This is a genomic window from Pseudomonas sp. NPDC078416 (assembly GCF_050268485.1).
In the GTDB taxonomy this organism is placed as follows: Bacteria; Pseudomonadota; Gammaproteobacteria; order Pseudomonadales; family Pseudomonadaceae; genus Aquipseudomonas.
This window is the reverse complement of the sequence record NZ_JBNNGV010000042.1, coordinates 24013-36808: the sequence shown is the minus strand read 5'-3', so window position 1 is coordinate 36808 and position 12796 is coordinate 24013. Positions and strand designations below refer to the sequence as shown.

Here is a 12796-nt window from a genome sequence, read left to right as displayed (position 1 = left end):
CGTTCGAGTAAGAAGTACGCATGCCCATAACACCTCGGATTTGGGCGCCATCTTAGCGCCCGATTGAGATGTCCAAAATCATTAGGCCAGTTCAGGCTTGTCCCGCGCTCTGGTGCGCAGCGGCAGCAGGTCTGCCATCGGTTTCTGCCTGATCCACCGCGTGAACCGATTCCACGACAGGTTCCCGGCCGATCGCGGAACAAACCACGCTCCTACAGGGGGATTTGCGTCCGACCTAAATGGTTGGCATGCCGTGTACCAGTAGGAGCGACCGGGGTGGCGCTCCACCTTGCTCGCGAACGCGGTGTGTCCGCCAACATCGATGTCACAGACCCACCCCCATCGCGAACAGGCGCGCTCTAGCGTAGATTGGCGTGCGCCGTAGATTCCGGCAGAGTTTAGTGCCCCAAGGAACCCTGATGTACGCTCACAGTCGCATGATCACATCGCAATAGCGTCCGGCAGCGCGGTGTCGCAACGGCATTGGCACAAGGAGCTTGCATGCCCGCCCAACCCTTTCTTTTTAATGGTCGTCTGACCGTTTTTTCCATCGGTCTGTGCCTGGCTGTTCTTGCCGGCTGTGACAAGGAAAAGCCCCAGGAACCAGAGCGCGCACGCGTGCAGGCGCAGGAGGTCAAGACGGTCGATTACGCCGCAGACGTGGCGCTGACCGGCGATGTGCAGGCGCGGGTGCAGACGCAGCTTTCTTTCCGGGTGGGCGGGAAGATCATTCAGCGGTCGGTCGATGTAGGCGATCGGGTGTCGGCCAAACAAGTGCTGGCTAAACTCGACCCCAAAGACCTGCAAACCAACGTCGACTCCGCCATCGCTGCCGTCGCCGCCGAGCAGGCGCGCGTGAAACAGACTTCCGCCGCCTTCGTGCGCCAGGAAAAGCTCTTGCCCAAGGGTTACACCAGCCGCAGTGAATACGATTCAGCTCAGGCGCAATTGCGCAGCAGTCAAAGCGCGCTCAAAGCCGCCCAGGCGCAACTGGCCAACGCCCGCGAGCAACTGGGTTACACCGCGTTGATCGCCGATGCGCCGGGCATCATTACCGCGCGACAGGCCGAAGTCGGTCAGGTCGTGCAACCCACGGCACCGATCTTTAGCCTGGCCCGAGACGGCGAGCGCGATGCCGTGTTCAATGTTTACGAGTCGCTGTTCGTCAACCCGCCCACCGACCAGCCGGTCGAAGTCACGTTGCTGGACAACCCCAAGGTCAAGGCCGTCGGTAAAGTCCGCGAAGTCACCCCGGCCGTTTCAGCGCAGACGGGCACGCTGCAAGTGAAGATCGCGCTCAGCTCACTGCCGCCGGGCATGGACCTGGGTTCGGTGGTCAGTGCCGCCCTGAACATGCCGGCCCGAACCAGCGTCGAATTGCCATGGTCCGCACTGACCAAAGGCCTGGGCGATCAGCTCGGCAAACCGGCGGTGTGGGTGGTCGATGGTGACAACAAGGTCAGCTTGCGCGGCGTCACGGTCGGGCGCTACCTGACGGGCAAAGTGATCATTGTCGACGGTCTGAAGAATGGTGAAAAAGTGGTCGTTGCTGGTAACCAGTTGTTGCACCCGGACATGCAGGTGGAACTCGCCGACGTGCACCCCGAGGCCGCGAAGCAAACGACGGGAGCCCAGCAATGAAGCGCTTGTCAGGGGTTGTGTTGGCCGGTCTGCTGTTAAGCGCCTGCAGCAAGGAAGAGCCGCCACCGGAGCCGGTTCGGCCGGTCCTGTTTATCGAGGTGAAGCCACAGGCCCAAGAAAGCCTGGGTCGTTTCGCCGGCAACATTGCCGCGCGTTATGAAAGCACCCTGGGCTTTCGCGTCTCGGGCCGCATCGCCCAGCGCAGCGTCGATGTCGGCGCACAGGTGAAGAAGGGCGACATGCTGGCCGTGCTCGACCCGACGGACCAACAGAACCAGGTGCGCTCAACCCAAGGCGATCTGGCCCGGGTCGAAGCGCAGTTGATCAACGCCCAGGCCAACGCCCGTCGGCAACAAGAATTGTTCGATCGCGGCGTTGGCGCCCAAGCCGCGCTGGATGTCGCGGTCACCGACCTGAAAACCACCCAGTCTTCCTACGATCAGGCCAAGGCCGCATTGCAGCAGGCCAAGGATCAGCTGAGCTACAGCGAGCTGCGCGCCGATCACGATGCCGTGGTCACCGAATGGAAAGTCGAAGCCGGCCAGGTGGTCAGCGCAGGTGAGCAGGTGGTGACACTGGCGCGCCCGGACATCAAAGAGGCGGTGATTGACCTGCCGGCGCAACTGGGCGATCAACTGCCCAGCGACGTGGTGTTCACAGTCGCCAGCCAGCTGGAGCCAGAGATCAACACCACCGCGACCGTGCGAGAGCTCGAACCCCAGGCCGAAAGCACCACCCGCACCCGTCGCGCACGTTTGACCCTGGCGGATACGCCGGCGGCCTTCCGTTTGGGCACAGCGATCAGCGTGACCCTCAGCTCGGCGATCAAACCGCGCATCGAACTGCCCGCCACGTCCTTGCAGGAGGTCGATGGCAAGACGCAGATCTGGGTCATCGATATGCAGAATCAAACGGTTTCTCCACGCGTCGTCACGGTCGTCAGCCGCAGCGATGATTCAGTGGTACTGGCCGGTGGCGTCAACAACGGCGATCGCGTGGTAACCGCCGGGGTCAACAGCCTCAAGCCGGGTCAGAAAATCAAAGTCGATAAGGAAAGCCCGCGATGAAAGGGACGTTCAACCTCTCCGATTGGGCGATCAAGCATCAGTCTTTTGTCTGGTACCTGATGTTCGTCGGCCTGCTAATGGGCGTTTTTTCCTACATGAACCTGGGCCGCGAAGAAGACCCTTCGTTCACCATCAAGACCATGGTCATACAAACCCGCTGGCCGGGCGCGACCGTGGATGAAACCCTGGAGCAGGTCACCGACCGCATCGAGAAAAAGCTCGAAGAGCTCGACTCCCTCGACTACGTAAAGAGCTACACCCGACCGGGTGAGTCCACTGTTCTCGTTTACCTGCGCGACACCACCAGCGCCGAGGCTATTCCTGAGATCTGGTACCAGGTGCGCAAAAAGATCGACGATATTCGCGGGCAATTCCCACAAGGTATTCAAGGCCCGGCGTTCAACGATGAGTTCGGTGACGTCTACGGTTCGATTTACGCTTTCACCTCTGACGGCCTGACCCTGCGCCAGTTGCGCGACTACGTGGAGCAAGTGCGCGTCCAGATCCGCGACGTGCCAGGCCTGGGCAAAGTCGAAATGATCGGCGAGCAGGACGAAGTGCTGTACCTGAACTTCTCCACCCGCAAACTGGCCGCCCTGGGGCTGGATCAGCGTCAGGTCGTACAAAGCCTGCAGTCGCAAAACACCGTGACACCGGCTGGGGTCATCGAGGCCGGCCCTGAGCGCATTTCCGTGCGCACCTCCGGCCAGTTCGCGTCGGAGAAAGACCTCGAAAACGTCAACCTGCGTCTCAACGATCGCTTCTATCGCTTGAGCGACATCGCCGAAATCACCCGCGGCTACGTCGATCCGCCCAAGCCGCTGTTCCGCTTCGACGGCAAGCCCGCCATTGGTTTGGCCATTGCCATGAAGAAAGGCGGCAACGTTCAGGAGTTCGGCAAGCAGTTGCACGAGCGCATGACCGCCGCGACCGCCGAGCTGCCGATCGGCGTCGGCGTGCATGTGGTTTCCGATCAGGCGCAGGTGGTCGAGAAAGCCGTCGGCGGGTTCACCAGCGCGCTGTTCGAGGCGGTGGTGATCGTGTTGATCGTCAGCTTCATCAGCCTCGGCATGCGCGCGGGTCTGGTGGTTGCCTGCTCGATTCCGCTGGTGCTGGCGATGGTCTTTGTGTTCATGGAATACAGCGGCATCACCATGCAGCGTATTTCCCTCGGCGCCCTGATTATTGCCCTCGGCCTGTTGGTCGATGACGCGATGATCACGGTGGAGATGATGGTGTCGCGCCTCGAAAAAGGCGACACCAAAGCCCAGGCCGCGACCTACGCCTACACCTCGACGGCCTTCCCGATGCTCACCGGTACGCTGGTGACGGTTGCGGGCTTCGTGCCGATCGGCCTGAACGCCAGCTCGGCAGGGGAATACACCTTCACGCTGTTCGCGGTGATCGCTGTCGCGATGCTGGTGTCGTGGGTCGTCGCGGTGCTGTTCGCCCCGGTGATCGGCGTGCACATTCTCAGCGAGAACGTGAAAAAACACGACGAGAACGCCAAGCCGGGACGCATCGCACGGGCCTTCAACGGCTCGATGTTTTGGGCCATGCGTCACCGCTGGCTGACCATCATCATCACGATTTTGTTGTTCGCCACCTCGCTGTTCTGCATGCGCTTCGTGCAGAACCAGTTCTTCCCCTCATCGGATCGCCCGGAGATTCTGGTCGACCTCAACCTGCCGCAGAACGCGTCGATCAACGAGACCCGCCGCGCGGTGGACAAACTTGAGGCGACCCTCAAGGACGATCCGGACATTGTCAGCTGGAGCACGTACATCGGCGAAGGCGCGGTGCGTTTCTACCTGCCGCTCGATCAGCAGCTGGAGAACCCGTACTACGCGCAGTTGGTGATCGTCAGCAAAGGGCTGGAAGAGCGCGGCGCGTTGACCGAGCGTTTGAAAAAACGCCTGCGGGATGACTTCGTCGGCATCGGCACCTACGTTCAGGCGCTGGAAATGGGGCCGCCGGTGGGGCGCCCGATTCAGTACCGGGTCAGCGGCGAGAACATTGATGAAGTGCGCCAGCACGCCATCGAACTCGCCACGCTGCTCGACAAGAATCAGCACATCGGCGAGATGATTTACGACTGGAACGAGCCCGGCAAAGTCCTGCGCATCGACATCAATCAGGACAAGGCGCGGCAACTGGGGCTGTCGTCCGAGGACGTCGCGCAGTTGATGAACAGCATCGTGACCGGCTCGGCGGTGACCCAGGTGCGCGACGACATCTACCTGATCAACGTCGTCGGTCGCGCGGTGGATTCCGAGCGCGGATCGCCGGAAACCCTGCAGAACCTGCAGATCGTCACGCCCCAGGGCACGTCGATTCCGCTGCTGGCCTTCGCCAATGTGCGCTATGAATTGGAACAGCCGCTGGTGTGGCGTCGTGATCGCAAACCGACGATCACGCTCAAGGCCGCCGTGAGCGACGACATGCAGCCGACCGATCTGGTCAAGGAGCTCAAGCCCGAGATCGACAAGTTTGCCGCCGGTTTGCCGGTGGGCTTCAAGATTGCCACGGGCGGTACGGTGGAGGAGAGCGGCAAGGCCCAAGGGCCGATTGCCAAGGTCGTGCCGTTGATGATCTTCCTGATGGCGACCTTCCTGATGATCCAGCTGCACAGCGTGCAGAAGATGTTCATCGTCGCCAGCGTGGCGCCGTTGGGGCTGATCGGCGTGGTGCTGGCGCTGGTGCCGACCGGAACGCCCATGGGTTTTGTGGCGATCCTCGGCATTCTGGCGCTGATCGGCATCATCATCCGCAACTCGGTGATTCTGGTGACGCAGATTCATGAGTATGAAGTGGCCGGCTATCTGCCGTGGGATGCGGTGGCGGAAGCGACTGAACACCGCCGTCGCCCGATCCTGCTCACCGCTGCGGCGGCAAGCCTGGGCATGATCCCCATCGCCCGCGAAGTGTTCTGGGGGCCGATGGCTTACGCGATGATCGGCGGGATCATCATCGCGACCCTGCTGACGTTGCTGTTCCTGCCGGCGCTGTACGTGGCCTGGTACAAGATCAAGGAGCCGAGTGACGAGGAGCGGCGCAAGCATCAGGAACGCCAGCAGGAAGAGCAACATCGCCGTGATGAAGAGGCGGACGACGGAGCGCCCTCTCCCGCGCATTGATGCATTGAGGTAAAGCGCAAGCGACCTGGTCCCACTGAGGCGATGTACGCACCTGGTGGGACCGGCTTTAGCCGGGAAGGCGTTAAACGTCACACCTCAACACTTCCGGCTTTTATGGATGTTGATGCCAGGACGCGTGCTATCCGAGGAGTTGGAAATTCCTGAAATGCACTGTCCCTGCCTGAACTTTCAATCTTTCCGGGTCGGAGGCGGTAAAGAACTGCACAGTCACCATAGTGGCAGGGGTCGGTTTGCGGTCGATTGTGAACGTGACTGTTCGCCACTCTTTGGTCGCTCCCGAAACGTCGCCGAACCCTTGAGCTTCTCCGGTCGCATAGACCACTAATCCAAAACCGAACACCACGAGATCGCCGGGTTTTACGACTTCGCCTGCCCGGACCTCGAACGTCAGCGTTGTGGGTTTATAAGTGCCTTGCGGGGTGGTCTGGGACAGGTCTGCTGCCTTGGTCAACTGGATGTAGGCTCCCACGTCGTCTGTCTTAATCGTCCAGCTTGCCTCGCCGGTCGTACTGGTCCAGGGCGCAAGTTCGCCTGTGTGGAAGTCCCCATTTTCCAAAATATTTTTCATAGTCATTCCCTTGCTTGCTTGAGATTAGCGGCAGGTGCTGACTCAGCACATGAACCGTCATTCACGCCGATGGCGCAGGTTCAGTGTGTGCTTGAGGAACGGGGCGGGCTACTGTCAGAAGTGACAGTCCAGTCGCCCATTCGAAACGTGGACGATGGCGAGTCGTCAGCTTCTGCGCCAGACACTCGCCAGCCACGGCTGCTGGTCCCTTGGCAATCCCGGCGGTCGGTAGTAGTGCTCGACCTCAATGAACCCGGCTTCAGTCAGCAGTACGGTCCATGACGCCAGGTCATGAAAGGCGCCATAGCGCTCGCCTTTCCAGCCTTCCTGGTTGTCGCCTCGGGGATTGGAGCTGAACAACACGCCGCCGGGCTTCAACGCGGCGTGCAATTCGCGCAGCACCCGAGGCAATTCCTGACGCGGCACGTGAAACAGCGAGGCATTGGCGAAGATGCCGTCGAAGTGTTCAGCGGGGAGGTTCAGTTCAAGAAAGTTCTGGTGAAGCACGTCGCAGCCGCTGTCGGTACGGGCCATCTCGGCGAAGCGTTCGGAGCCATCCAGGCCGGTTGCAATGTGGCCCATGGCGGTGAACGTCTGCAGGTCACGGCCTGGCCCGCAGCCGAAATCGAGAATCTGAAACGGCGCCGGGCCGGTGATATTGCGCAGCAGCGCATCAATGTTCTGGCTCACATCATGGTCGCGGGTCCCTTCGCGAAAGCCCTCGGCCACCTCGTTGTAATTGCCGAGAGTAGTGGCCGTGATCTGGGCGAGGTCTTCTGAGTCGAGTTTCATGGGACGAGTGTCTGGTCGAATAAGGCCGCCAATATACCCCGCTCGCGGACTTCAACGCCGCTCTGGCATCAGATTAGCGCCCGACGTAAAGGCTGGTGCAGGGACGAACCGGTAGGGGTGACCGGGGTGGCGCTCCACCTTGCTCGCGAATGCGTCGTGTCAGTCAGCATCCAGGTCACAGACCCACCGCTTTCGCGACCGTCGTAACCTCCGATTGCTCCTACAGTTGATTTGCATCGGACACGGATTCGGGAGGCGCGGCACGAACCTGTAGGAGTGAGCTTGCTCGCGATCTGGCGCGAAGCGGCAGTAAATGGCCAATGCAACGTCGGCAATCGCTGCTTGCTAGCGCTTGTTCAGCCGCAACGCCAACCGATCCCCGCCCAACTGAATCACCGCCACCAATATCACCAGCAACACGATCACGGTGAGCATCACTTGCGTGTCGAACCGCTGATAGCCGTAGCGATACGCGATGTCGCCTAATCCACCGGCGCCAATCGCGCCCGCCATGGCCGATGAATTGATCATCGTCACTATCGTGATGGTAAAGCCCCCAACGATGCCCGGCAGCGCTTCGGGCAACAGCACATGCCAGACGATGTGCCAGCGGCGGCAACCCATCGCTTGTGCCGCTTCGACCAAACCGTGATCGACCTCGCGCAGGCTGACTTCCGCAATGCGCGCGAAGAACGGCGTCGCCGCAATGGTCAGCGGCACCACCGCCGCCCACACGCCGTAAGTCGTGCCGACGATCAGCCGCGTGAACGGGATCAGCGCGACCATCAGAATCAGGAACGGCACCGAACGGAAAATATTCACGAACGCGCCCAGCACCCGGTTCACGTTGGGCGCTTCAAAGATGCCGCCCTTGCCGCTGGTGACCAGAATCACGGCCAGCGGAATCCCCAGAATCAACGCGATCAGCGACGACACACCGACCATCAGAAAGGTGTCGATGACGCCCTGCCACAGACGATCAAGCCACATAACCCAGTACCTCCGCGTGCTGCGCGTGTTTGCGGGCGCGATTGAGCAATTCGTCCGCCGACAGCGGCGAATGACTCACCGCCAGCAGCAGGTGACCCAGCGCACGCCCTTGAATGCGTTCGACGCCGCCGTGCAGCAGGCTCACGCGCCCGCCAAATGCATTGAACAGCGCCGACAGATCAGGCTCCTTGCCATCGCTGCCGGTGAACTGCAGATCCAGCACAACGCTGGCGTGAAGCTCTGAAGGATGCGGCTGCAGACGCGCCTGCACATCCTCCGGCAGCGCATGTTGCAGCGGCGCCAGCAGCGTCTTGCTCACCTCATGCTGCGGATTGCCGAACACCTGCCAGACCGGGCCCTGCTCGACGACCTCACCTTTTTCCAGCACTACCACGCGATCACAGATTTCCCGGATGACCGCCATCTCGTGGGTGATCAAAATGATCGTCAGCCCTAGACGCTGGTTGATCTCGCGCAGCAGGCCGAGAATCGATTGCGTGGTCTCTGGATCGAGGGCCGAGGTCGCCTCATCGCACAGCAGAATCGCCGGATCATGCACCAGCGCCCGGGCAATGCCGACGCGCTGCTTCTGCCCGCCCGACAACTGCGCCGGATAGGCCTTGTGCTTGCCTTCCAGCCCCACCAATTCCAGCAGCTCGGCGACCTTGCGCTGACGCTGCGCTTTCGGCACGCCCGCCACTTTCAGAGGCAATTCGACGTTCTGCCAAACGGTTTTGGCTGACATCAGGTTGAAATGCTGAAAGATCATGCCGATGCGTCGGCGCAGCGCCACCAGCGTGTCCTCGTTGAACTCGCCAATGTCCACCTGATCGATCAGCACGCGCCCGCTGCTGGGTTTTTCCAGACGATTGATGGTGCGGATCAGCGACGATTTGCCTGCGCCGCTGCGGCCGATGATGCCGAATACCTCACCGCGTTGGATATCCAGATCGATGCCCTGAAGCGCCGGCACCGGCCCTTGCGGACCTTCATAGACCTTACTCAGATTGAGGAAACGGACATGGGCGTGCTGCTTCTGCGGATGCAGTTCGGCTTGTTCGGCGGCATGGGGGGCATCACCCCCAGGCGCTAAAAAGCGTTGCGCGGATGCACTCATGATCAATTCTTCCAGCCAACCTGATACAGCGAGCCATTGACCTTATCCAGGGAGGCGCGCACGACCGGTGAGTGTTGGTAGATGTCGATGAACTTGGCCAGGCGCGGGTCATCTTTGTGGTCCGGTTTGATGACGAACTGAATCACGTATTCCGGGTGGTCGAGCCCGTCGAACAGAATCGCCGAGCCGGCATCGAAGGTCTTCGACAAACGAATGTAGGCCGGGTAGCCCTGCACCAGATCAGCATCGTCATAGGCGCGTACCAGCTGCACGGCTTCGACCTGAATCAGCTTGATCTTCTTCGGGTTGGCGGTGATGTCGTCTTCGGTGGCCTTGTAACCCACGCCCGGTTTCAACGTAATCAAGCCGGCCTTGGCCAGCAGTTGCAGGCCGCGGCCGCTGTTGATCGGGTCGTTGGCGATAGCGACGGTGGCGCCGGTTGGCAGCTCATCGAAGCTTTTGTACTTCTTCGAATACAGCCCGACGTTGTTGATGATGCCCGGCGCGTAGGGCACCAGATCAAAACCCGACGCGGCCTTTGCATTCTCCAGAAACGGAATGTGCTGGAAGTAATTCACGTCGATGTCGCCGGCGTTGAGGCTGACGTTGGGCGCGATCCAGTCGGTGAATTCCACCAGCTCGACCTTCAGGCCTTGTTTCTCGGCTTCGGCGACGGCCGCTTCCAGCGGGATGGCGAACGCCGCCGTGGTGCCGACTTTGAGCGGTTGATCGGCGGCGTGGGTGACGCCGGCAAACAGTCCCAGGGACAGCGCGAGGGTAAGAAGGATTTTGGTCATGGCGAGTAATCCGGGTCAGTGGTCTGGTTTGAATTTGGGGTGCTTGTGAGGCCGTCTCGCGAGCAAGCTCACTCCTACAGATTGCTACGTGTTCTATAAGCCGCCCCCGCGTGCCGTTCCGGCAGTCGCGCTCCGCCTTCAAACAGCTTCTCGCGCAAGGTGCCGTGTTCGTACGCGGTCTTGTATGAGCCCCGTCGTTGCAGCTCCGGGATGACCAGGTCGATGAAATCCTCGTAGCTCTCCGGGGTGACGATGCGGGTGAGGTTGAAGCCGTCCAGCCCGGTTTCGGCGATCCACGATTCCAGCTCGTCGGCGACGTGCTCGGGCGAGCCGATCAACGTGATGTAACGGCCGCCCAGTGCGTGTTGATCGAGCAGTTTCTGGCGGGTCCAGTCATTGTTCTTGAGGATCTTCGTGGCTGACTGAATGGCGTTGCCTTTCACGTGCTGGATCGGCTCGTCGAGCGCGTAGTCGGCGAAGTCGATGCCGGTGGACGCGGCAAAATGCGCCAGTCCTGCCTCGGCGCTGGCGTAGGTCAGGTACTCCGCATGCTTGGCCCGCGCCGCTTCTTCGGTGGGGCCGACGATCACGTTGAGGCCCATGAACACTTTGATGTCATCCGGATTGCGCCCGGCGGCCACGGCACTGGCGCGGACCTTGTCGACCTGCTCCCGGGTCGCGGGTTTGTTCTGCGCGCTGATGAACACGCACTCGGCGTTGCTGCCGGCGAACTGCAAACCGCGCTCGGAACTGCCCGCCTGAAACAGCACCGGCGTGCGCTGCGGCGAGGGCTCGCAGAGGTGATAACCCTCCACCTGATAGAATTCGCCGCTGTGCCGCACGTAATGGACCTTTTCCGGCTGGGCGTAGATGCGCGCCCGACGGTCCTCGATCACCGCGTCGTCCTCCCAACTGCCTTCCCACAGCTTGTACAAAACCTCCAGGTACTCATCGGCCTGATCGTAGCGGCGGTCGTGTTCGATCTGCTCGGTCAGGCCCATCGCGCGCGCGGCGCTGTCCAGATACCCGGTGACGATGTTCCAGCCCACGCGGCCGCGGGTCAGGTGATCCAGCGTCGACATGCGCCGGGCGAACAGATACGGCGCCTCGTAGGTGAGGTTGGCCGTCAGGCCGAAGCCGAGGTTTTTGGTCACGGCGGCCATGGCCGATACCAGCAGCAACGGATCATTCACCGGCAACTGGATCGACTCCTTCAGCGTCACGTCCACCGACTTCTGATAGATGTCATAGACCCCGACGATGTCCGCGATGAACAAGCCGTCGAACAGCCCGCGCTCCAGTAACCGCGCCAGCTCTGTCCAGTATTCAAGGGTCTTGTACTGGGTCGACGTATCCCGGGGGTGCGTCCAGAAACCGTGATTGATGTGGCCGATGCAGTTCATGTTGAACGCATTGAGCAGGATCTTTTTCTTGCTCATCAGATCGTCCCCCGGCGTGGCGGGTTGACGTCATTGAGGTAGTAATTGCCGATGGCGTGATACTTCCAGCGCACCGGGTCGTGCAGCGTGTGAACCCGCGCGTTGCGCCAGTGGCGGTCAAGGCCGTGCTCCGCCAGCGTGGCTTGGGAGCCGGCGAGTTCGAACAAGGTGCTGCCGGCTTCCAGAGAGATTTCGGTGCTGATCGCCCGCGCTTCCGCGACCGCAATCGATGCCTGGGCCAGGTTTTCGGGCGTGGTCTCGGCCTGCGCCCGATCCAGGACTTCGCCCGAACGTTCGAGCAGGGCTTCGGCGGCGTGCAGACGAATGCCGAGTTTGCCAAAGCTGTGCAGCGTCAGCGGGTCATCGACGGCTTTTTCGATGCCGGAGTCGATCCATGGCCGGGTGCGCGTGCGTACGAAATGCAGCGCGTCTTCAAAGGCAGCGCGAGCGATGCCGGTGTCGATAGCGGCATGGAGAATCTGCGCCAGCGGGCCGACAGTGGTCGGGCGCTCGAACGCCGTCTGGAAAGGCACCACGTCATCGGCCTCGACAGAGACGTTATCGAACACCACCGAGCCGCTGCCGGTGGTGCGCTGGCCGAAGCCGCTCCAGTCGTCGATCACGCTCAGCCCGGCGGCGTTCGCCGGCACGAATGCCAGCTGCTGCACGCCGTTGTCATCAACGACCGAGGTCGGTATGCGTTGGGCGTAAAGCGCGCCGGTGGCGTAGAACTTGCGCCCGTTGATGCGCCAGCCTTTGCCGTTGCGGCTCAGGCGAGTGGTGCGGTCGTGGGCGGTTTTGGTGCCCAGCTCGGCCAGCGCGTTACCGAAGCGCTGACCGGCGAGGACCTCGGCGTACAGTCGTGCCTGCTGCGCCGGGCTGCCGTTCACCCGCAGCACTTCCAGCGCGTAAAAGTGGTTTTGCGGAATCTGCCCCAGGGAGGCGTCGGCGGCAGAGATGATACGAATGACGTCGGCCAGGGTGACACTGGACACGCCTGCGCCACCAAAGGCCTTCGGCACGCTGATGCCCCACAGGCCCGAGCGGGAAAACGCTTCCAGTTCCTGATGGGGCAGGCGCCGTTCACGGTCACGCGTGACGCTCTGTCGTTTGAAATCTTCCGCCAGCGTGTGGGCGATGCGCAGCGCTTCGGCGTCGTCACGAATGATCGCGGTCACGGCGGTCGCCTGCGTGCCACGCGGCAAGGTTTGAAGGCTCATAGGTGTG

10 protein-coding genes are annotated in these 12796 nt (G+C 61.5%); 3 read left to right on the top strand and 7 right to left on the bottom strand.

Annotation, left to right across the window (positions count from 1 at the left end; translation table 11 throughout):
• The first annotated feature begins 501 nt into the window (after positions 1-501).
• Genes ACQKEN_RS23615 through ACQKEN_RS23605 form a run of 3 tightly spaced genes read left to right on the top strand, consistent with a single transcriptional unit; the run spans position 502 to position 5845 of the window.
• A complete protein-coding gene (locus tag ACQKEN_RS23615; RefSeq protein ID WP_427689235.1) occupies positions 502-1641 on the top strand; it encodes an efflux RND transporter periplasmic adaptor subunit in 1140 nt (379 codons plus the stop codon).
• A complete protein-coding gene (locus ACQKEN_RS23610; RefSeq protein WP_427689234.1) occupies positions 1638-2708 on the top strand; it encodes an efflux RND transporter periplasmic adaptor subunit in 1071 nt (356 codons plus the stop codon). Before ACQKEN_RS23615 ends, ACQKEN_RS23610 begins: the two co-directional genes overlap by 4 nt.
• Positions 2705-5845 (top strand): efflux RND transporter permease subunit, encoded by a 3141-nt coding sequence (locus tag ACQKEN_RS23605; RefSeq protein WP_427689233.1) that lies wholly within the window; start codon positions 2705-2707, stop codon positions 5843-5845. The genes ACQKEN_RS23610 and ACQKEN_RS23605 overlap by 4 nt, the downstream gene beginning before the upstream one ends.
• A gap of 139 nt (positions 5846-5984) precedes the next feature.
• Here the strand turns inward: ACQKEN_RS23605 and ACQKEN_RS23600 are convergent, their stop codons facing one another.
• The 7 genes from ACQKEN_RS23600 to ACQKEN_RS23570 all read right to left on the bottom strand — a co-directional run bounded on the left by ACQKEN_RS23600 (position 5985) and on the right by ACQKEN_RS23570 (position 12774).
• Positions 5985-6434, bottom strand: coding sequence for a hypothetical protein (locus ACQKEN_RS23600; RefSeq protein ID WP_427689232.1), 450 nt, complete (start codon positions 6432-6434; stop codon positions 5985-5987).
• Positions 6435-6599: 165 nt separating this feature from the next.
• Entirely contained in the window at positions 6600-7226 is a 627-nt protein-coding gene (locus ACQKEN_RS23595; protein ID WP_427689231.1) for a class I SAM-dependent methyltransferase, read from the bottom strand.
• Between the two features lie 345 nt (positions 7227-7571).
• Positions 7572-8216 carry a methionine ABC transporter permease gene (locus ACQKEN_RS23590; RefSeq protein WP_272633518.1) on the bottom strand — a complete coding sequence of 215 codons (645 nt, stop codon included), beginning with the start codon at positions 8214-8216 and terminating at the stop codon, positions 7572-7574.
• On the bottom strand, positions 8206-9333 hold the full coding sequence (locus ACQKEN_RS23585; RefSeq protein WP_427689230.1) for a methionine ABC transporter ATP-binding protein: 1128 nt from the start codon (positions 9331-9333) through the stop codon (positions 8206-8208). The genes ACQKEN_RS23590 and ACQKEN_RS23585 overlap by 11 nt, the downstream gene beginning before the upstream one ends.
• Positions 9334-9335: 2 nt before the next feature.
• On the bottom strand, positions 9336-10130 hold the full coding sequence (locus ACQKEN_RS23580) for a MetQ/NlpA family ABC transporter substrate-binding protein (RefSeq protein WP_427689229.1): 795 nt from the start codon (positions 10128-10130) through the stop codon (positions 9336-9338).
• Positions 10131-10204: 74 nt separating this feature from the next.
• On the bottom strand, positions 10205-11569 hold the full coding sequence (locus ACQKEN_RS23575; RefSeq protein WP_427689228.1) for an LLM class flavin-dependent oxidoreductase: 1365 nt from the start codon (positions 11567-11569) through the stop codon (positions 10205-10207).
• Positions 11569-12774 carry an SfnB family sulfur acquisition oxidoreductase gene (locus ACQKEN_RS23570; RefSeq protein ID WP_427689237.1) on the bottom strand — a complete coding sequence of 402 codons (1206 nt, stop codon included), beginning with the start codon at positions 12772-12774 and terminating at the stop codon, positions 11569-11571. Before ACQKEN_RS23570 ends, ACQKEN_RS23575 begins: the two co-directional genes overlap by 1 nt.
• Positions 12775-12796: the final 22 nt, after the last annotated feature.